The 18,951-nt window shown below is 73.2% G+C and carries 17 protein-coding genes and 1 pseudogene; 10 read left to right on the forward strand and 8 right to left on the reverse strand.

Annotated elements, in window-relative coordinates; translation table 11 throughout:
• Positions 1-163 precede the first annotated feature (163 nt).
• The 4 genes from IE182_RS01830 to IE182_RS01845 all read left to right on the forward strand — a co-directional run bounded on the left by IE182_RS01830 (position 164) and on the right by IE182_RS01845 (position 4,569).
• Complete coding sequence (locus IE182_RS01830) at positions 164-1,075, forward strand: diaminopimelate epimerase (protein WP_190107800.1); 912 nt, start codon at positions 164-166, stop codon at positions 1,073-1,075.
• Positions 1,076-1,205: 130 nt separating this feature from the next.
• Positions 1,206-2,297, forward strand: a complete 1,092-nt coding sequence (locus tag IE182_RS01835; RefSeq protein ID WP_190107801.1) for an isoaspartyl peptidase/L-asparaginase family protein — start codon at positions 1,206-1,208, stop codon at positions 2,295-2,297.
• An 83-nt stretch (positions 2,298-2,380) separates the two neighbouring features.
• Complete coding sequence (locus IE182_RS01840; protein WP_190107802.1) at positions 2,381-3,445, forward strand: YncE family protein; 1,065 nt, start codon at positions 2,381-2,383, stop codon at positions 3,443-3,445.
• Between the two features lie 188 nt (positions 3,446-3,633).
• Positions 3,634-4,569, forward strand: coding sequence for a polysaccharide deacetylase family protein (locus IE182_RS01845; RefSeq protein WP_190107803.1), 936 nt, complete (start codon positions 3,634-3,636; stop codon positions 4,567-4,569).
• A gap of 7 nt (positions 4,570-4,576) precedes the next feature.
• Here the strand turns inward: IE182_RS01845 and IE182_RS01850 are convergent, their stop codons facing one another.
• The 6 genes from IE182_RS01850 to IE182_RS01875 form a co-directional block, all read right to left on the reverse strand.
• The gene (locus IE182_RS01850) at positions 4,577-5,836 is read right to left on the reverse strand and encodes an exo-beta-N-acetylmuramidase NamZ family protein (protein ID WP_190107804.1); all 1,260 of its coding nucleotides are present in this window, start codon (positions 5,834-5,836) and stop codon (positions 4,577-4,579) included.
• A gap of 19 nt (positions 5,837-5,855) precedes the next feature.
• The gene (locus tag IE182_RS01855) at positions 5,856-7,055 is read right to left on the reverse strand and encodes a cytochrome P450 family protein (RefSeq protein WP_190107805.1); all 1,200 of its coding nucleotides are present in this window, start codon (positions 7,053-7,055) and stop codon (positions 5,856-5,858) included.
• A gap of 212 nt (positions 7,056-7,267) precedes the next feature.
• Positions 7,268-8,032 carry a phosphatase PAP2 family protein gene (locus IE182_RS01860; RefSeq protein ID WP_190107806.1) on the reverse strand — a complete coding sequence of 255 codons (765 nt, stop codon included), beginning with the start codon at positions 8,030-8,032 and terminating at the stop codon, positions 7,268-7,270.
• Positions 8,029-8,703: a phosphatase PAP2 family protein gene (locus tag IE182_RS01865; protein ID WP_190107807.1), complete on the reverse strand. Its 675-nt coding sequence runs from the start codon at positions 8,701-8,703 to the stop codon at positions 8,029-8,031. Before IE182_RS01865 ends, IE182_RS01860 begins: the two co-directional genes overlap by 4 nt.
• A complete protein-coding gene (locus tag IE182_RS01870; RefSeq protein ID WP_190107949.1) occupies positions 8,700-9,404 on the reverse strand; it encodes a DedA family protein in 705 nt (234 codons plus the stop codon). The genes IE182_RS01865 and IE182_RS01870 overlap by 4 nt, the downstream gene beginning before the upstream one ends.
• A 164-nt stretch (positions 9,405-9,568) precedes the next feature.
• The gene (locus IE182_RS01875; RefSeq protein WP_190107808.1) at positions 9,569-10,018 is read right to left on the reverse strand and encodes a rodlin; all 450 of its coding nucleotides are present in this window, start codon (positions 10,016-10,018) and stop codon (positions 9,569-9,571) included.
• 330 nt (positions 10,019-10,348) lie between these two features.
• Between IE182_RS01875 and IE182_RS01880 the strand changes: the two genes are divergently transcribed.
• The 4 genes and pseudogenes from IE182_RS01880 to IE182_RS01895 all read left to right on the forward strand — a co-directional run bounded on the left by IE182_RS01880 (position 10,349) and on the right by IE182_RS01895 (position 14,494).
• Entirely contained in the window at positions 10,349-10,663 is a 315-nt protein-coding gene (locus IE182_RS01880; RefSeq protein WP_190107809.1) for a putative quinol monooxygenase, read from the forward strand.
• Positions 10,664-10,988: 325 nt separating this feature from the next.
• Positions 10,989-12,008: an isopenicillin N synthase family dioxygenase gene (locus IE182_RS01885; protein WP_190107810.1), complete on the forward strand. Its 1,020-nt coding sequence runs from the start codon at positions 10,989-10,991 to the stop codon at positions 12,006-12,008.
• Positions 12,009-12,139: 131 nt separating this feature from the next.
• Positions 12,140-13,481, forward strand: a pseudogene (locus IE182_RS01890) (MbnB/TglH/ChrH family RiPP precursor modification enzyme).
• Positions 13,478-14,494, forward strand: coding sequence for a TIGR04222 domain-containing membrane protein (locus IE182_RS01895; RefSeq protein WP_190107811.1), 1,017 nt, complete (start codon positions 13,478-13,480; stop codon positions 14,492-14,494). The pseudogene IE182_RS01890 and the gene IE182_RS01895 overlap by 4 nt, the downstream one beginning before the upstream one ends.
• Positions 14,495-14,516: 22 nt before the next feature.
• Here IE182_RS01895 and IE182_RS01900 read toward each other — a convergent pair whose 3' ends face one another.
• On the reverse strand, positions 14,517-15,323 hold the full coding sequence (locus IE182_RS01900; RefSeq protein WP_190107812.1) for a putative hydro-lyase: 807 nt from the start codon (positions 15,321-15,323) through the stop codon (positions 14,517-14,519).
• A 468-nt stretch (positions 15,324-15,791) separates the two neighbouring features.
• Here IE182_RS01900 and IE182_RS01905 point away from each other — a divergent pair, with 468 nt between their 5' ends.
• Positions 15,792-16,862 (forward strand): S1 family peptidase, encoded by a 1,071-nt coding sequence (locus IE182_RS01905; protein WP_229844504.1) that lies wholly within the window; start codon positions 15,792-15,794, stop codon positions 16,860-16,862.
• Positions 16,863-16,868: 6 nt separating this feature from the next.
• On the opposite strand, the gene IE182_RS01910 is transcribed toward IE182_RS01905, so the two are convergent.
• Positions 16,869-17,756, reverse strand: coding sequence for a helix-turn-helix transcriptional regulator (locus tag IE182_RS01910; protein ID WP_190107814.1), 888 nt, complete (start codon positions 17,754-17,756; stop codon positions 16,869-16,871).
• A gap of 119 nt (positions 17,757-17,875) precedes the next feature.
• On the opposite strand from IE182_RS01910, the gene IE182_RS01915 reads away from it, so the two are divergent.
• Positions 17,876-18,928 carry an NAD(P)-dependent alcohol dehydrogenase gene (locus IE182_RS01915; protein ID WP_190107815.1) on the forward strand — a complete coding sequence of 351 codons (1,053 nt, stop codon included), beginning with the start codon at positions 17,876-17,878 and terminating at the stop codon, positions 18,926-18,928.
• The last annotated feature ends 23 nt before the right edge of the window (positions 18,929-18,951 follow it).

The raw sequence follows: 18,951 nt of genomic DNA on the forward strand, positions 1-18,951 counted from the left end.
TCCCGGCGGTTCCGCACCCCCCACCGGAAGCCGGCTGGCGGCCTGCCCGAGAGCGGCCCGGAACGCATTGCGCCACGCCGCCCGGCGGACCCAGGATGCCGCCCAGCCGGCCCGGGACCCGCGGCGCCGTCTCCTCCCCGCACCTCGCACCGGAAGGTGGCAGATGGCCGTCAGCGCGCAGCGATCGCCCGGAGCCGACGTCCGCCTGCCCCGCCCCTGCGTCGACCCCGGGCCGCGGTACGCCAAGGGCCACTGCTGCGGGGACGGCTTCCTCCTCCTGCTCGACCCCGACGACCGGATCCGCCTCTCCGAAGACGCCGTGCGCGCACTGTGCGACCCGCACACCGGGCTGGGCGGGGACGCCCTGCTGCGTGTGGTGCGCACCCCGCGCGGCCGTCTGCCCGGCCGGCCGCGTAGTGACTGGTTCGCCGACTTCCGCAACCCCGACGGCTCCCACGCCCTCCGGTGCGGCCCCGGCCTCGGTTTCGTCGCCCGCTACCTCACGGGGGCGGGCCTGGCCCGGCCGGGGGCGATGTGGCTCGGCACCCGCGGCGGCGACGCCCGTGTCACGGTCGCCGACGACGGCCGGACGACCGTGGAACTGCCGGCCCCGCACGTCCTCGGCCCGGCCGGGGCCACCGTGGACGGGCACGCCTTCGCCGGGACGACCGTGTCACTGGGCAGCCTCCACCTGGTCTGCCCCGCCGAACTGCCCGTCTGCGCACTGGACCTGACGTGCGATCCGCAGCTGGACGAGGCGGCGTTCCCCGCCGGCCCCGGGGGCATGGTCCCGGACGTGGCCCTGTCGTTCGTCAACGTCCTGCCCAGCGGCAGGCTGCGCGTGCGCGTCCACCGGCCGCGGGTGGGGGAGCCGCCCTCCTGCGGCACCGCCGTGTGCGCGGCCGCCGCCGTCGTCCAGCACGCGGCCGGGCGCCGCCGGGGCACCGCGGTCGTGGAGAGCGCCTGTGGCCCGCTGTCGGTCACGCTCGGCCCGAACGCGCCGGCGCTCCTCACGGGGCCGGCGGGCGTCACGGCCGAAGGGGTCCTGGACGCGCGCTGGCTGACCGCCCTGTGAGCGCAGCCGGCGCCGCGACGCATCCCGCGGCGGCGGTGGTGTGCCCGGTGTGGCGTGAATGCCGTGTGGACAGCGGCGGGCGCGGTGCCCAAGGTCGTAGCGGACCCACCCCATCGACCGAGGGGAAGCCATGCGCCCGCGTCCCAGATCGTGGATCGTCCCTGTGCTCGCCCTGCTCGTGACCCTGGTCCCGGCCCTCGCACTGTCCGCCCTCCCGCGCCCGGCCGGCGGACCCGCGGAGCCCGCGGCGGCCGCGGCGGCCGGCGGTGCGCCCCGGCCCGAGGCCCGGGACGTCGTCCTCGCCGTGCACGGCGGCGCGGGCACCGCACTGCGCCGCGAGAGCACCGGCGCCCGCACCGAGAGGGCCTACCGCGACGGACTCGCCGAGGCGCTGCGCGCCGGGCACGGGGTCCTGCGCCGGGGCGGCGACAGCGTGGCCGCCGTCGAGGCGGCCGTGCGGGTGCTGGAGGACAACGCCCTGTTCAACGCGGGCAAGGGCGCCGTCTTCACCGAGGACGCCGGCCACGAGCTCGACGCGTCCGTCATGCGCGGCTCCGACCTGGCGGCCGGCGCGGTCGCCGGAGTGCGCCACGTGCGCAACCCCGTCTCGGCCGCCCGCCTCGTGATGGAACGCACCCGGCACGTCCTGCTCGCCGGCGAGGCGGCCGACGCCTTCGCCGCCCGCAACGGCCTGACCCCCGTCACCCAGGACTACTTCTGGACACAGAAGCGGTGGGACGAGCTCATGAAGGCCAAGCAGACGCGCACCGCCACGGGCACGCCCGACGCGAGCATGACAGGAACGGTCGGGGCGGTCGCGCTCGACGGCCGCCGCGGCCTGGCCGCCGCCACCTCGACCGGCGGCATGACGAACAAGATGGCCGGCCGCGTCGGCGACTCTCCCGTCGTGGGCGCCGGCACCTACGCCAAGGACGGCAACGTCGCCGCGAGCGCCACCGGCCAGGGCGAGGTGTTCCTTCGCGGTGCGGCGACCGCCACGCTCTCCCACCTCGTGGAATTCGGCGGCATGGACGTCGCCGCGGCCGCCCACGAGGTCGTGGTCCGGCGGCTGCCCAAGCTCGGTGGCACGGGCGGGGTCATCGCGCTGGACTCCCGGGGCACGTACGCCGCCCCGCACAGCAGCGAAGGGATGCTGCACGGCTACGTGACGGCCGACGGAAGGATCGTCACCCGCATCTTCCCCGACGAGCGGGGCGACTGACCCTCCATCAATGCATCCGGTGCACAGCTCCGTTGACGACATTGCACTGGAGTCAACGGCCATCTCCGTCAAGGATGAACGGCATGAACTCCCTTGACGCACAGTCCACCTCCACGCCCTCCCCGGACCGCGACGTCCTGGCCGTCGTCAGCCAGAGCGGCCCGTCCATCACCTTCTTCGACGCCACCACGTACGAGCGGCTGCACGTCCTCGACGTGCCCGCCGAGCCCCACGAGCTGTGCTTCGACCCCGACCACCGCCTGCTGTACTGCGTCAGCACCTACGTCTCCGGCTACTACCACGCACACCAGGGCCGTGCCCGGCAGATCACCGTCATCGACGCCGACACCCTCACGATCGTGGACACGCTCGACACCGCGCCCGACCACGCGCCCCACGGCATCACCCTGGACCGCGCCCGCGCCCGGCTGTACGTCAGCGTCGAGGCCAACGGCGACACCCCCGGCGGCGTGATCATCTACGACGCGAGGACCCGCGAGCGGATCGGCAGGATCCCGGTGATGGCGGACGGCCCGCACTGGTTCGAGATCACTCCCGACGGGCGCCGGGGCTACTCCACCAACAAGGAGGCGCCGTTCGTGTCCGTCCTCGACCTGGAACGCGACGAGCTCGTCGGCATGATCGACGTGCCGGGCAGCGAGGGGCTCGACGTCTCGCCCGACGGCCGGTACGTCTACGTCGCCGCCCCCAAGGGCGACTTCCACCTCCAGCCCTCCGCCCCGCCCGGCCTGCGGGTGATCGAGGTGGCCACCGGCGAGGTCGTGCGGACCCTGTCGACCGAGGGCCTGGTCTTCCCCGTGCACACGACGGCGAACGGCGCCGTGCTGGCGGGGGAGCTGCGGATGGAGCAGGGCGCGGGCGGTGCGCTCGGCGCCCAGGCCGACGGGGTGCTGACCGTCTTCGCCCCGGGGACCCACGACGTGGTGGGGCAGGTGCAGGTCGGACGCTTCCCGCTGACGATCACCTCTTCGCCTGACGGCAGTGTGGGTTACGTGTCGAACGTCATGTCCAGCACGGTGACCGTGGTCGACCTGGAACGCCTGGAGGTGCTCACCACCCTCAGCGTCGACCGTGCGGGGGAAGCGGGGGCCCACGGACTGGCCTACCTCCCCGCAGCCCGGAACTGACGCGGCGGAGGGGGCGTTCGCGCCCCCTCCCGCGCCACCCGGGCGGGCCAATGACGGCGCGCCGCGCGGTTGCGGGAGCCGTCACATGCCCCGAGGGTGGGTGTCAAGATCATCGAACCGGCGTCTTGGCCGGGCTGAGGTGACGGGCCGTGGACTGCTCACGGTCCGTCACCCGTGAGGAGTCGTGGATGTCCGGATACCATGACGTCTTCCGGCGTGGCCGCGGGCGCCACCGGCGCCGCCGACGGGCTCCGCTGAAGACCGTTCTGACCGTCTCGGTACTGATGGCGTGCTCGGCGTTCATGGCGAACGCGGTGAACGACGACACGACGGAATGCGGCCCCCTGGGCAACGTGGTCAACCCGAGCTGCCCCGGCCAGGCCGCCGCCAAACGGGTCGACACCCCGGCCAAGGCCGGCAACGGGGGCGGCGGCACCGACGGAATGCCGCGCGACGGCGACGGCGCCGGCGCCGCCCCCCGGCCCCGGACCCCGGAGGCCGAGGGCGTCTACGACCGCGAGCGCTGCGGCAACACCTCCGGACGGGTCCTGCTGACCCTGGACGACTGGCCGTACAACGACCCCGAGCGGTCCGTGCGCATCGGCGCCCAGCTCCAGGCGCAGGGCGTGCGGGCGGCGTTCTTCCTCATCGGCAAGTTCGCCGCGCAGTACCCCCAGATCACCGCGACCCTGCGGCAGCAGGGCCACTGGGTGGGCAACCACTCCTACACCCATCGCAAGCTCACCGCGCTGGACGACGACGTCCTCACGGACGAGATCCGGCTGGGGGTGGGCGGCAACATGCTGCGCCCGCCCTACGGCGCCGCCGACGAACGCGAGCGGGAGACCGCGGCCGAGCTGGGCTACCGCGTCTGCAACTGGACCATCGACACCCACGACTGGGAGAAGGTCGACGGCCAGCCGCGCAGCGTCGAGGACATCCGCGCCAGCGTCCGCAACGCCACGCAGGAGGAGAAGCACAACGGCGTGGTCCTCGGACACCTCTTCAGCAACTTCCCCGAGGCGCTGCCCGGCATCATCAGCGATCTGCAGAGCCAGGGCTACGGCGTCTGCCGCAACAACGGACCGGTGGGCGACCAGGTCCCCTACCCCCTCGACTGCTGAGCGCCGGTCAGCGGTAGCGCAGGTACTTCTTCCGGACGGCCCGGAACGCCGCCAGCTCCTTCTGCCAGGCGCCGGTGACGGCGTCCGTGTCCGCCCCGCCGTCGATCATGGTGCGGAGCCGGGGCGAGCCGGAGAGCTTGTCGATGAAGCGGTCCGGGCGCCACGCGAACCCGCGCCACGTCCGCTTCGCGGTCACCAGCAGCGCCACGGCCGTGCGGACCGGGTCGTAGGCCGCGCGGTCGTGGACGTGGATCTGCAGGCCGCCCACCGTCCTGCCCTGGAACGCGCCGAAGGTCGGCGCGTAGTACGCCTCGCGGAAGTGCACCCCGGGCAGCCCGGCGGCCTCGGCCGCCTTCGCCCAGCGGCCGTCGAGGCCCTCTGCGCCGAGCATCTCGAACGGTCGCACGGTGCCGCGCCCCTCCGACATGGTGGTGCCCTCGAACAGGCCCGTGCCGGAGTAGACCAGCGCGGTGTCGGGCGTGGCCATGTTGGGGCTGGGCGGCACCCACGGCAGGCCCGTGGCGTCGAAGAAGTCGGTGCGCCGCCAGCCGGTCATCTCCACCACGCTCAGGTCCACCGTCCGGCCGGCGGCGGCCCGCAGGAACTCCCCGTTGTAGAGCAGCGCCAGTTCGGCGACGGTCAGGCCGTGCGCCTGGGCGATGGGGGCCCGGCCGATGAAGGTGGCGTACGCGGGGTCGAGCACCGGCCCGAAGGCGTCCCGTCCGGAGGCCGGGTTCGGACGGTCGAGGACGACGAAGCGCTTGCCGGTCACGGCGGCCGCCACCATGCAGTCGTAGAGCGTCCAGATGCAGGTGTAGAAGCGGGCGCCGGCGTCCTGGCTGTCGTAGACGAGCGTGTCCACGCCGGCCCGGTCGAACACCTCGGCGAGGGCCTTCCCGCTCTTGCGGTACGTGTCGAGGACGGGCAGCCCGGTCGACGGATCCGTGGAGTCGCCCTCGGACAGCCCCGCCTGGGGCGTGCCGCGGTAGCCGTGCTCCGCGCCGAAGACGGCGGTCACCCGTACGCGGCGGTCGGCGTGCAGGACGTCGACGACGCCCCGCGCGTCGGCGGTGATGCCGCTCTGGTTGGTGATGACGCCCACCCGCTGCCCGTCCAGCAGCCGGTAGCCGTCGGCGGCGAGCCGCTCGAAGCCCGTCCGCACGCGGGGGGCGGGGGCCCGCCGCGGTCCGGCGGCCGCCGCCGGACCGCCCGGCCACATCGCACCGGCGGCGCCGGTGGCCAGCACAACACGTCGGGAGACCGTCATACCTCCGCAAGGTAGCCCATCATGCGCCCGTTGCCGTGTACCTCACCGGCAGGGCGAGCAGGCCGCGCAGCGCGAGGCTCGGCCGCCAGGTGAGGCGCCCGGGGTCGCAGTCGAACGCCAGGTCGGGGCAGCGCTGCAGGAGTGCCTTGAGGGCGATGGACGCCTCCATCCGGGCGAGCGGGGCCCCGATGCAGTGGTGGACGCCGTGCCCGAAGGCGAGGTGCCCGCGCGCGTCGCGGCGGATGTCGAAGGTGTCGGGGGCGGCGAACTGTCGCGGGTCACGGGCCGCCGCGGCGAGGACGACGATCACGGCTTCCCGGGCGGGCACGGTCGTGCCGCCGAAGTCCACGGGTTCGGTGGTGTAGCGGTAGGCGGCCCGTTCGACCGGGCAGTCGTAGCGCAGCACTTCCTCGACGGCGCCGTCGAGCAGGGACCAGTCGGCCCGCAGCGCGGCGAGCTGGTCTGGGTGGCGCAGCAGGGCGTGGGCGCCGCTGGAGATGAGGTTGACGGTCTTCTCGTGCCCGGCGACGAGCAGGACGAAGGCCATGCCCAGCAGTTCGGCGGGGGAGAGCGCGTCGTCGCCGCCGCTGCGGGCGAGGGCGCTGAGGAGGTCGTCCTCGGGGGTGTCGCGCTTGGCTTCGATGAGCGCGCCGAGGTAGCCGGTCATGGCCTCGGCCGCCGCTGCCGCGGCCTCGGGGCTGGAGGGCTGGACCATCTCGTTCGACCAGTCGCGGAAGGCGGCCCGGTCGGCGGCGGGAACCCCGAGCAGCTCGCAGATGACGGTCAGGGGGAGGGGCAGCGCGTAGTCCTCGACGAGGTCGGCGCGGCCGGCGGGCAGCAGGGCGTCGAGCAGCCCGTCGGCGATGCGCTCGATGCGGGGGCGCATCGCGGCGATGCGCTGGGGGCTGAACTCCTTGGCGACCAGCCGGCGCAGCCGGGTGTGGTCCGGCGGGTCGGTCTGCAGCATGTTGAGCCCGATGGCGTAGCCGCCGTCGCCGTCCCAGTCGGCGGAGTTGCGTATGTCGTTGCTCAGCCGCGGGTCGGTCAGGGCGGCCCGGGCTTCGGCGTGGCCCACGACCAGCCAGGCGTCACGGTCGTCGGGGGTGCGGATCCGGTGGACGGGGCCCTGCTCGCGCAGGTGCGCATAGAGGGAGTGCGGGTCGGTGGCGAAGTCCGCGCCGGGGGGAGTCAGGTCTTCGAGGGCGGGTGCGGTGGACATGGGCGATCCCTTCTCCGTACGGCCGTGCCGGCCGCAGGAAACTCAACTGGGGATGGTTCCCCACTTGACCTGTCGCGAACGGTAGCAGAACTGGGGAGTGCTCCCCGATTGGGGGGTGGGCAGGAGCGGGTACGCGAGAGGGGTGGCATCCTCCTCGGGTACCACCCCTCTGTCCGGCCGGACTCCCGGCGGCCCGGCGACCGCCGGGCGGCTCACGGGCCGTCGGCCGCGGAGTGCGCGTCGCTCCGGTCCGCCGGGTCCGTGCGCTGCCCGGCGCCGGTGCCGCGTCCACCACCCGCGCCGCGTCCTGCGCCGGTGCCCGTCACCCGGTCCGGTGGTGTGGACAGCAGCCGGTCGGTGAAGGTGCCCAGCACGGGCAGCGTCAGCACCAGCCAGCACGTCGCCAGCAGCCAGCCGCCGATGATGTCCGTGGGCCAGTGCACGCCCAGGACGATGCGGGTGGCCGCCACCCCGGCCGCCCACAGGGCGCAGCAGACGGCGGCCAGCCGCCCCGCGAGGGGCGGCGTCACGCGCAGCAGGGCCCAGGCGAGCAGCCCGGCCGCCAGCGCGCTGGTGGTGGCGTGCCCGGAGGGGAAGGCGGGCCCCGCGGAATCGGTGACCCGGTCGGCCAGCGGCGGCCGGGGGCGGTCGACGGCGTAGCGCAGGGTCACCCGGACCAGTTGCCCCAGGGCCAGCACCGCCACCGAGGCCACGACGGCCCGCGCCCGGCGGCAGGCGATCCAGCCCGCCACCGCCGCCAAGGTGTACGGGACGACACCGGTGCCGGTGTCCGTCAGGAGCTTCGCGGCGTCCAGCGTGCCGGCGGTGCGGTGCTCCAGCGCCCCGTCGTGCACCGCCGCGTCCACCGCGAAGGGCACGCCGCGCGCGGCCACGACCAGGGCCGTGAGCACCGCGAGCGCCAGCGCCGCCGGAGCGGCGATCATCCAGGCCCGCCGGGAGGGCCACAGGCCGCTCATGCGGGGGTCAGCAGCAGCGGCCGGAGCCGGCCCTTGCGGGCTCGTTCGACCCAGGGCGTGCCCCGGGTCGCGAACACGGTCAGCGGCAGCGCCAGCGCGACGCCCAGCAGGGCGCCGCCCGCGACGTCATGGGGGTAGTGCACGCCGATCCACACCCGTGAGGCGGCCATGGCGACCGCGGCCAGCACGGCCACGGCGCCCAGCCGTCGCTCGACGAGCCACAGGGCGGTGGCCGCCGCGAAGGCGATCACCGCGTGATTACTGGGAAAGGACCAGTCGCCGTGCGCCGGGCACGACTCCAGGGTGAAACTGCCCGGTATCGAGCGGCAGGGCCGCTCCTCGCGCACCAGCGCCTTCAGCATCATGTCCACTCCGTACACGACCGCCACGACCAGGGGCGTGGCCAGCGCCCGGGCCATCATCGGGGAGTCCGAGCGCCGCGCCTGCCACCAGGCGGCGAGCATCAGCACGGCGAACAGCCCCAGACCGAAGGCCGACCACGTGGAGACCGTATCGTTCAGCAGCCAGGGAGCGTGCTGTGCGTCGCGCGTGATGTCCGTGTAGAGGGCGCCGTCGATGCCGGAGCCGTCGAAGACGGGAAGACCGGGCAGGCGGGGGAGTCCGGCGGGCAGGGCGAGGCCGGGGGTGTGCACCAGGGGTATGCCGTTCATCGCGGCCCTCCGTCCGTGCCGGCGGTCGCCCCGGCCTCCGCCGCGGCCCGGCGCCGCCCGCGCAGCAACTCCAGGGCGAGCGGCAGCAACGACAGGGCGACGACGAGCCCCACGACCGGCAGCAGGTAGCGGTCCACGTTCGGTACGGCGGACCCCAGGGCGTAGCCGGCCAGGACCAGGCCCAGCGTCCACACCAGGCCGCCGGCCACCTGCCACACGGCAAAGGTGCGCGGCGCCACGCCCAGTGCGCCGGCGAGGGGGTTGAGCACGGTGCGGACCACCGGCACGAAGCGGGCGAGCACGATGGCGCGCGCGTGCCCGTACCGGTCGAGCAACTCCTCGGCCCGCGCGGCCCCTTCGTGCAGCCGCTTGTTGCGCGAACGCGCCAGCAGGGTCCGGCCGCCGCGCTGCCCGAGGACGTAGCCGCACTGCGCGCCGGCCAGTGCCCCCACCGCGGAGGCGGCCAGCACCTGGGCGAGGTCGAGGTGCGGGCCCGCGTGCGCGCCCGCCCTGCTGAACAGGCCGGCGGTGAACAGCAGGGAATCGCCGGGCAGGAAGAAGCCGACGAGCAGGCCGGTCTCGGCGAACAGAACGGCCGCGATGCCGAGCGCACCGAAGGCCGCGAGCAGCGAAGAGGCGTCCAGGAGATTGACGGCCAGGGCCGGAGCGGACGGTACGAGCACGAGGGCGATGCCTCCCATGATCGGGGGCGGGCCCGCGGCCCGCCGCAATGAATTGCCGGGCAAGCTGATTATCCGGATCACGGTGGGCAGTTCATTTCATCGCCGCCCGGAGATACAAGAATCCCCCCGCCCCGGGGCCCGTACACCCGGAGCAGGGGGATTCCGTGGAACCGTGGTGCCCGTCAGTTACCGTGGTGCTCGTGGTGCTCGTGCTCCTCGAAGTGATCGCGGTGGTCGTCCGAGCTGTTTCCCGAGCCGTTGCCCGAAATGATCGGGATCTCGTCGAGCAGGTGCGACAGTGGGTCGTCGCCGTCGTTGATCACGGAGTTGTCGGTGCACTGCTGCTGCTGCTGCGAGGACAGGATCGGGATGTCCTGGAGGTTGATGGGCACCGCGCCGACGAGGCCCTGGAGGTTGATCTTCCCGATGCCCAGGCACGGCTTGTTGAGCGTGCCCTGGATGAGGCTCATCTGCGGGCTTTCCACGCCCCCGGTCTTGGTGTTGCCGTAGCCGGTCTTCGCACCGTTGGCGTTGGCGACATCCTGGTCGTTGCCGATGGCCATGGCGGGGGAGGCCATGGCGCCGACCGCGGAAGCCGTAACGGCGGCCGTGGCGAGTACCTTGTTGAGCACGTCTATGCCCTTTCGATCGGTCGATGATTCCCACCGGGAAGCGAACTGAGTAACTGCGATTTATTCAAGAAGTTGCGGACTTTCACTCATTCGCGCCAGCGGGCCATTCGGGGGTCGCGGCGGTCAACTCTGCATTAATGGGCGCCTTTCGAAGATGCCGCGCTCAATTGAGTGATGGCTTCACCGCCCCGCGGCGCCCCGGCTGGTAGCGTGCGCCGCACGGCGGGATTTCTCGGCCGTCGGCCCGCTCGGACAGCGCCCCCACACGTTGCGTCCGGGCGGGCTTTTGGATGTCCGGTGAATCGACGGGATCGATGGAGGAGTGACTGCGTGACCGTTGAGTACATCCGCTACCGCATCGCCGAACCGGACCGCCGCACCGCCTTCGAGAAGGCGTACGCGGCGGCGGCCAGCCACCTGTACGCCGCGCCCCAGTGCCTGGCCTACGAGCTGTCGCGCGGTGTCGAGGAGCCCGAGCGCTACGTGCTGCGCATCGAGTGGTCCTCGGTCCACGACCACGAGCAGGGCTTCCGCCACGGCCCGCACTTTCCGCCCTTCCTCGCCGAGATCCGGCCCTACGCCGGTGACGTCGAGGAGATGACGCACTACGAGCGGACGCTGGTGGTCGACAAGCGCCGAATGTGAACGGCGTGTGACGCGCGCCACTGTCGTCGGGGCGGTGGGATCGATGCCGGGGCGTATACCCTCTGGGGTGTGAACATGCTCGTCAAACGCCGCCACGTGGACTTCGTCCGCGTCACGAGCATGTCCTGTCGCCGCTTTGGCTGACATCGACGCCTGCGCCCAGCCCGTCTCCGGGACCGCGGCCGCGTCTGTCTTCTTCGAGCTTTTCTGCTTCTCCTCCCTAGCCGCTGCCCGGCCCCGCTCTGCCCGCATACCCTGCGGCGCACCCGTGGGCCGTCCGGCCATCGCCGGGCGATTACCGGGCCCCTCACGCTGTGGACATCTCATGATCAACGAGCTTCCCGTCATCGATCTCTCCGCCGCCTCCGCCGGCCCCGAGGCGCGCGCCCGCCTCCACGAGACGCTGCATTCCGCCGCCCGCGACGTCGGCTTCTTCCATCTGACCGGCCACGGCATCACCCCCGCCGAGACCGATGAACTGATGCGCACGATGCGCGCCTTCTTCGCCCTTCCCGAGGCGGACCGGCTGGCGATCAGCAACCTCAACTCCCCCCACTTCCGCGGCTACACGCGCATCGGCGACGAGCGCACCGGCGGCAGCCAGGACTGGCGCGACCAGCTCGACATCGGCGCCGAGCGCGCCGCCCGCGTGCCCGGCCCCGACGAGCCCGGCTACTGGTGGCTGGAGGGCCCCAATCAGTGGCCCGCCGCCCTCCCGGAGCTGCGCACCGCCGCCCTGCACTGGGTCGATCGGCTGAGCTCGGTGGCCGAGCGCCTGCTGCACGAACTGCTCGCCGCGATCGGCGCCCCCGAGGACTTCTACGACAGGGCCTTCGCCGACCGTCCCCACCTACACCTCAAGCTCGTCCGCTACCCCGGCAGCGCCCCCGACGGCGCCGCCCAGGGTGTGGGCGCCCACAAGGACTACGGCTTCCTGACCCTGCTGCTGCAGGACACGGTCGGGGGCCTGCAGGTCGAGGACTCCGACGGCACGTTCATCGACGTGCCGCCGCTGCCGGGCGCCTTCGTGATCAACCTCGGCGAGCTGCTCGAAGTCGCCACCAACGGCTACCTCAAGGCCACCAACCACCGGGTGGTCAGCCCGCCCGGCAACCGCGAGCGCTTCTCCGTCCCGTTCTTCTACAACCCGCGCCTGGACGCCCGCATCGAGCCCCTGCCCTTCCCGCACGCCGACAAGGCCCCCGGCATCACGCAGGACGCGGCCAACCCGCTCTTCGCCGAGTACGGCCGCAACGAGATCAAGGGCTGGCTCCGCGCCCACCCCGGCGTCGCCCGCCGCCACCACGCGGACCTGCTGGAGGGCGCGACCTCGCCCGCCGTCTGACGCCCGGCCCCGCACCGGATCACTCCCGCCCCGCACAGCCTTGCCGATCAATGGTTTATAAGGTGTGCGGGGGGAATGACCTTCGTATACGCGCCGACGGTGGCGCGATGGGGGACACACGGGGTGTGATCATGAGCCTTTCCTTGGGCACGGGCATCGGCTGGCGACCGGAGATCGCCGACGACATAGCCCGGCTGCCCGGCGTCGACTGGGTGGAGGTCGTGGCGGAGAACCTCTGCCCCGGCCATCTTCCCGACGCGCTGCAGCAGCTGCGCGCGGGCGGCACGACCGTCGTCCCGCACGGGGTCTCGCTCGGCCTCGGCGGCGCCGACCGGCCCGAACTGCACCGCCTGATGGCCCTCGCCGACCTGGCCGACGCCCTTCGGGCCCCGCTCGTCACCGAGCACATCGCCTTCGTACGAGCCGGGGGAGCGCTGACCGGCTCCCCCCGGACGGAGGCCGGGCACCTGCTGCCGGTGCCCCGCACCCGCGACGGCCTCGACGTCCTCTGCGAGAACGTCCGCATGGCCCAGGCGGCCCTGCCCGTCCCGCTCGCACTGGAGAACGTCGCGGCGTTCCTCACCTGGCCCGGGAACGAGCTCACCGAGGGACAATTCCTCGCCGAACTGGTCGAACGGACCGGCGTGCAGCTCCTCGTGGACGTCGCCAACCTGCACACCAATCACGTCAACCGCGGCGAGGACCCGGCCGCGGCCCTGGCCGAACTGCCCGTCGAGGCCATCGCCTACGTGCACGTCGCGGGCGGCTTCGAACGGGACGGCCTGTGGCACGACAGCCACGCCCACCCGGTGACCCGGCCCGTCCTGGACGTCCTCGCCGCCCTGTGCGACCGCGTCGACCCACCCGGCGTCCTGCTCGAACGCGACGACCACTTCCCGACGGCGGACGGACTGGCGGCCGAGCTGGACGCCGTCCGCGCCGTCGTCGAGGCGGGGGCCCGCAGCCGTGGCTGACGACACCGCTTCCCTCCCCGCTTCCCTTCCCGCTGGGCGACCCGCCCCCGACGGCACCACCGACGAGGCTCGCAGGTGCCTCGCGCAGGCGCAGCTCGCCCTCCTCGCCACCCTCGTCGCGGACGGCCCGCCCCCGGACGGCTTCGACCGGGAGCGGCTGGAGGTGCAACGCCGCGCCCTGCTCGCCAAGCGCGCCGGCATCGTCGCCAAGGTGGCGCCCGACCTGGGCGACATCCTCGGCCCCGACTTCCGGCGCCTCTTCCTGGACTACGCCCGGGGCCGGCCCATGATCGACGGCTATCAACGGGACGCTCTCGACTTCGCCCGCAACCTGCTCCACATGGACGCCGCGCCGGAACACCGGCAGCAGCTGGCGGACTGGGTGGCGGAACGGACCGGTCGTGGCGCACCCGCCGAGGGCCCCTTCCGTCGCCTCGCCGCGGCCCTGCGCATCGGACGCCCGGCACGCCGGCGTGCCGACCGAAAGGCATCCCGATGATCTTCTTCCTCATAGCGGCGCTGCTGTGCATCCTCGTCCCGTCCGCCTGGCTGGTCCGCCTCCGGCTCCAGGCGCGGGGCCGGCTGGCCTTCCCTCAGGGCGACACCCCCTCCGACCTGCTCCGGGTGGCGTACCTGCGCGGCGGCGCCGGGCGCGCCGTCGACGCCGCCATCACCGCGATGCACGCCGACGGGCGCATCACCGTGCAGCAGGGCAAGGTGACCGTCGTCGAGCCCGCAGCCCGCACCGCCGTGGAGCGCGCGCTGCTGGGGCACTGTGCCTCCTGGACGGGCAATTCCCTGCGCGCCCTGCGCAGGGAGGCCCGCCAGGACCCGGCCCTGGCCACCGTCGACGGCTCACTGGTCAAGCAGGGATTGCTCCTCACGCCCGGCATACGCCGCCTGTGGCCCCGCGTCGCCGACGTGCAGGTGGCCGGCCTGGTCGCCGGGACGGTCATCGCCGTCGTGCTGCTGTTCCACCCCGTCCTGCGCCCGGCGGCGCTGGCCACGCTGGCGTCGGCCGCGGCCGGGATCGTGGTCCGGGTGGTGTGCCGGCCCCGGAAGGCGAAGATCCCGCGCACCGATCAGGGCGAGAAGGTCGCGCGGGAGCTGGAGACGCTGGCTCCCTGGAACGGGCGCGACCCCGCGACCCACCCGCTGGGAGCGGCCGGCGTCCTCGCCGTCCGGGGACCCGCGGCCCTGACCGACACGACGCTGCGCAAGGAGTTCGAGAAGGCGTCCGCCACGCGATCGACCCGCACCGCCACCCATCGCCGGAGCGGTTCCCCGCACTCCTCGTACTCCTCGGGTTCCTCGACGTCCTCCGCCGTGGCCGTCGTCGGTGCGTCGTGCGACGTCAGCTGCGCCGCGGCGGACACCGGTGGTTCGGGCGACGCGAACGGTTCCAGCTGCTCCTCTTCCTCTTCGTCCTCCTCCAGTTGTTCGAGCTGCTCCAGCAGCTCCAGCTGTTCCTCCGGCAGCTCGTGCTCCAGCGGTAGCAGCTGCTCCTCCTGAACGGTCCCGCCCGCCGCGCCCGTCACAGCAGCCGGTACGCCGCGTCCAGGGCGTCGGTGATGAACATGTGGCCCGGAGCGTGGGTGATGGCGAAGGGCGGGGCCGACGTCATCAGTGCGGCCTGCGGCGTCACGCCGCAGGCCCAGAACACCGGCACGTCACCGGGGTGCAGCGCCACCGGGTCGCCGAAGTCCGGCCGGGCCAGGTCCGTGATGCCCAGCGCCCCCGGGTCCCCGGCGTGCACGGGCGCACCGTGGACGGCGGGCATGCGGGCGGTCAGCCGCCGCGCCGTGTGGACGTAGTCCGCGGGAATGGGCCGCATGGAGACGACCAGCGGGCCGTGCAGCCGGCCGGCGGGGCGGCAGGCGCGGTCGGTGACGTACATGGAGACGTTGCGGCGCTGCTCGACGTGGCGCAGCGGCACGCCGGCCTCGCGCAGCGCCCCCTCGAAGGTGAAGCTGCAGCCGATGAGGAAGGCGACCAGGTCGTCGCGCCACAGCCGGGTGACGTCCTTGGGCTCCGCCACGAGGCGGCCCTCGCGCCACACGCGGTACCGGGGCAGGTCGGTGCGGAGGTCGGCACCGGGGGCGAGCGGCGTGGTGGACACGCCGGGCTCGGTGACGTCCAGGACCGGGCAGGGCTGGGGGTTGCGCTGGGCGAACAGCAGGACGTCGTAGGCCCAGTCGGCGGGCACGGCGACCAGGTTGGCCTGGGTGCGGCCGTCGGCCCAGCCGGCGGTGGGCTCCGCCCGGCCCGCCCGGAAGGCCGCCCGCGCCTCGGCGGGGGTGACGGCGGAGTGGGGTCCGTGCTCGTGCGTGGTCGTTTCCATGAACACCTCTCGAGGGCGAAAGCGAAGGCGAGGGTGGTGACAGAGACGCGCAATACCCGGCAGCGTATGGATTGTTGAACAATTCTGCAAGCAAGGAAGGGGTGCGTCCGGGCCGCGGGTGGCGGAACGGCGAATACCGGACAGGGGGGATCGCTCGTCGTGCGCCGCGCGCCCGGCGGGCCGCGCCCGGGCGTCACGCGTGTTCACGTCGTTGACCTCTGACGCTCCGTCATAAACGCGTCGGTGCAGGCGTTTTCGCGCACCGTCCTGAGCGATTGTGTGCGACCGGATGTCTTCTTGTGCGCCGCCTTGTCCGGACGGACGCTGGATCGGCAGCTCTTGGCATGGACGCGACGTGATGGTCGCTCCGTCGGGGCGATGGCGCCCCCTGCCGATCCGATCCTCAATCCTCCGGGCCCGGCCGTGACTCGTGCGGCGGGCACACCCCCCTCACAGGAGGTCGACGAGTTGAACCCCTCACGCATACCCAGGCGGCGCACGACCCTGGCCGTCGCCGGTGCCGTGGCCCTGACCACGGCCTCCCTCACCCTGCAGAACGCCGCGGCGGCCCCCACCCCGCACCCGGCCGGCCTGTCCGCCGCCGCGGCGGGCGCCCTCGCCCAGAAGATCACCGGGCTCGGCGTGGAGAGTGCCGGTGCGTACTACGACGCGGCCGGGAAGAAGCTCGTCGTCACCGTCCTCGACGACACCGCGGCCACCGCGGTACGGGGCGCCGGCGCGGAGCCGGTCCTCGTCGAGCACTCCGCGGCCGAGCTCGCCTCGGCCAGAGCGGAACTCGCCGCCCGTGCCGCCGTCCCCGGCACCGCCTGGGCGACCGACCCGCGCACCAACAAGGTCGTCGTGACCGTCGACAGCACCGTCAGGGGCGAGCGGCTGGCCACCGTCGAGAAGACCGTCGCCGCCCTCGGCGGCACAGCCGTCATCAAGCGGACGCCCGGAAAGATCAGGCCGCTCATCGCGGGCGGAGACGCCATCTGGGGCAGCGGAGTGCGCTGCTCGCTGGGGTTCAACGTCACCAAGGGCGGCAAGCCCTACTTCCTGACCGCCGGGCACTGCGGCAACGCCTCGTCCACCTGGTCCGCCTCGCAGGGCGGCTCCCGCATCGGCACCAACGAGAAGGCGTCCTTCCCCGGCAACGACTACGCCCTCGTGAAGTACACCACCGGCACCGACCACCCCAGCGCCGTCGACCTCTACGACGGCGGCCGGCAGGACATCGCCCGGGCCGGCGAGGCGACCGTCGGCGAACAAGTACAGCGCAGCGGCAGCACCACCCAGGTCCACGGCGGCGAGGTCACCGCCCTGGACGTCACCGTCAACTACCAGGAGGGCCAGGTCGACGGCCTGATCGGGACGACCGTCTGCGCCGAGCCGGGCGACAGCGGCGGCGCGCTCTTCGACGGCGACACCGCGCTCGGCCTCACCTCCGGCGGCAGCGGCGACTGCTCCTCCGGTGGCGAGACCTTCTTCCAGCCGGTGCCCGCCGCCCTCCGGGCGGTGGGGGCCCAGCTGCCCTGACGGGCGCTACGCCCGGGGGTGCGGTGCCGGCACCGAGGGCCCCGCACCCCCGGCCTCCGCCAGCGCCCAGCTGGCCAGCAGCCGCAGCGACTCGGCGGACGGCGAACCGGGCTCGGCGTGGTACGTGATCAGCTGCTGTTCCGGGTCGGCCGGCAGCACGAGCGTCTCGTACGAGAGCGTCAGCGCACCCACCAGGGGATGCTGCAGCCGCTTCACCCCGAAACCCTTGTCCTGCACGTTGTGCGCCGCCCACAGCGCCCGGAACTCCGGGGACTTGACGGACAGCTCCCCCACCAGCGCCGCCAGCTTCGGGTCGTCCGGGTAGCGGCCGGCATCCAGCCGCAACAGGGCCACGATGTCGGCCGCCTTGTTCTCCCACTCCACGTACAGCTCGCGCGTGGCCGGCTCCAGGAAGATCTGCCAGGCCAGGTTGCACTGGTGGGCCGGCAGGGTGGAGAAGTCGCCGAGCAGGGCGCACGCGAAGCGGTTCCAGGCGATGATGTCCATCCGCCGCCCGATGACGTACGCCGGGACGCTGTCCATGGTGTCGATGAGCTGCTGCACCGCCGGACGCACCCGCTGCGGGCGGCCCGCCCCCGCGCGCGGCGGCCGGGCGGCCGGCCTGGCCAGCCGGTTCAGGTGATCGCGCTCGGCCCGGTTCAGCCGCAGCGCGCCGGCTATCGCGTCGAGCACGGCCGCGGACACGTTCTGCCCCCGGCCCTGTTCGAGCCGGGTGTAGTACGCGACGCTCACCCCGGCGAGCTGCGACAGCTCCTCACGGCGCAGGCCCGGCACCCGGCGCCGCCCGCCGTGCGCGGACAGCCCCACGTCCTCGGGCCGCAGCCGGGCGCGGCGGGAGCGGAGGAACTCGCTCAGTTCGGTGCGCTGGTCCATGACCACCAGTATGCGGGCCCGTCCGGCGGCCAGGGTGGTCCTGCCAGTGGTAGGACCACCAAGCGTGGGCTCAGCCGGGATCTGGCTAGCACCCCCCGGCCGCACGCATGATCGATGCCATGACGCACACCACTGTCCACGCATACGCGGCACCCGCGCCGAAGGCCCCGCTGGAGCGGACCACCATCACGCGCCGTGAGCTGGGCGCGCACGACATCCTCATCGACATCAAGTACGCCGGCATCTGCCACTCCGACCTGCACACCGTGCGCGGTGAGTGGGGTCATGAGACCTTCCCGATCGTCCCCGGCCACGAGATCGCCGGTGTCGTCGCCGAGGTCGGGCCCGGCGTGACCCGCTACGCCCCCGGCGACCGCGTCGGCGTCGGCTGCTTCGTCGACTCCTGCCGCGAGTGCGACAACTGCCGGGCCGGCCTGCAGCAGTACTGCACCGGCGAGCTCGGCAATGTCGGCACCTACGCCGCCACCGGCCGCGACGGGGAGTTCACCCAGGGCGGCTACTCCACGCACCTGGTCGTCGACGAGAACTACGCCCTGCGCATCCCGGAGAGCATCCCGCTGGACGCCGCCGCCCCGCTGCTGTGCGCCGGCATCACGCTGTACTCCCCGCTCGTCCACTGGCAGGCCGGTCCCGGCAAGAAGGTCGCCATCGTCGGCCTCGGCGGCCTCGGCCACATGGGCGTGAAGCTCGCGCACGCGATGGGCGCCGAGGTCACCGTCCTCAGCCAGTCCCTGCGCAAGAAGGACGACGGCCTGCGGCTGGGCGCGGACCACTACCACGCCACCTCCGACCCGGCCACCTTCGAGGCGCTGGCGGGCACCTTCGACCTGATCCTCAACACCGTCTCCGCCGACCTGAACCTGGACGCCTACATCGGTCTGCTGAAGACCGGCGGCACCCTCGTCCAGCTGGGCGCCCCCGAGAACCCGCTGACCGTCTCACCCTTCGCCCTGGTGGAAGGCCGCAAGTCCTTCTCCGGGTCGATGATCGGCGGAATTCCCGAGACCCAGGAGATGCTGGACTTCTGCGGCGAGCACGGCATCGCCTCCGAGATCGAGCTCATCCGCGCCGACCAGATCAACGAGGCGTACGAGCGCGTGCTGGCCAGCGACGTCCGCTACCGCTTCGTCATCGACACCGCGACGATCTGACCGTCCCGCGAGCCGGCCGCATG

Origin of the sequence: Streptomyces cinnamoneus (genome assembly GCF_014650495.1) — a bacterium.
In the GTDB taxonomy this organism is placed as follows: Bacteria; Actinomycetota; Actinomycetes; order Streptomycetales; family Streptomycetaceae; genus Streptomyces; species Streptomyces cinnamoneus.

Excerpts from the sequence above, each read along its gene's own strand:
- IE182_RS01830 (WP_190107800.1), top strand. The coding sequence starts at position 164 with ATGGCCGTCAGCGCGCAGCGATCGCCCGGAGCCGACGTCCGCCTGCCC.
- IE182_RS01835 (WP_190107801.1), top strand. The coding sequence starts at position 1,206 with ATGCGCCCGCGTCCCAGATCGTGGATCGTCCCTGTGCTCGCCCTGCTC.
- IE182_RS01840 (WP_190107802.1), top strand. The coding sequence starts at position 2,381 with ATGAACTCCCTTGACGCACAGTCCACCTCCACGCCCTCCCCGGACCGC.
- IE182_RS01845 (WP_190107803.1), top strand. The coding sequence starts at position 3,634 with ATGTCCGGATACCATGACGTCTTCCGGCGTGGCCGCGGGCGCCACCGG.
- IE182_RS01850 (WP_190107804.1), bottom strand. The coding sequence starts at position 5,836 with ATGACGGTCTCCCGACGTGTTGTGCTGGCCACCGGCGCCGCCGGTGCG.
- IE182_RS01855 (WP_190107805.1), bottom strand. The coding sequence starts at position 7,055 with ATGTCCACCGCACCCGCCCTCGAAGACCTGACTCCCCCCGGCGCGGAC.
- IE182_RS01860 (WP_190107806.1), bottom strand. The coding sequence starts at position 8,032 with ATGAGCGGCCTGTGGCCCTCCCGGCGGGCCTGGATGATCGCCGCTCCG.
- IE182_RS01865 (WP_190107807.1), bottom strand. The coding sequence starts at position 8,703 with ATGAACGGCATACCCCTGGTGCACACCCCCGGCCTCGCCCTGCCCGCC.
- IE182_RS01870 (WP_190107949.1), bottom strand. The coding sequence starts at position 9,404 with ATGGGAGGCATCGCCCTCGTGCTCGTACCGTCCGCTCCGGCCCTGGCC.
- IE182_RS01885 (WP_190107810.1), top strand. The coding sequence starts at position 10,989 with ATGATCAACGAGCTTCCCGTCATCGATCTCTCCGCCGCCTCCGCCGGC.
- IE182_RS01895 (WP_190107811.1), top strand. The coding sequence starts at position 13,478 with ATGATCTTCTTCCTCATAGCGGCGCTGCTGTGCATCCTCGTCCCGTCC.
- IE182_RS01900 (WP_190107812.1), bottom strand. The coding sequence starts at position 15,323 with ATGGAAACGACCACGCACGAGCACGGACCCCACTCCGCCGTCACCCCC.
- IE182_RS01910 (WP_190107814.1), bottom strand. The coding sequence starts at position 17,756 with ATGGACCAGCGCACCGAACTGAGCGAGTTCCTCCGCTCCCGCCGCGCC.
- IE182_RS01915 (WP_190107815.1), top strand. The coding sequence starts at position 17,876 with ATGACGCACACCACTGTCCACGCATACGCGGCACCCGCGCCGAAGGCC.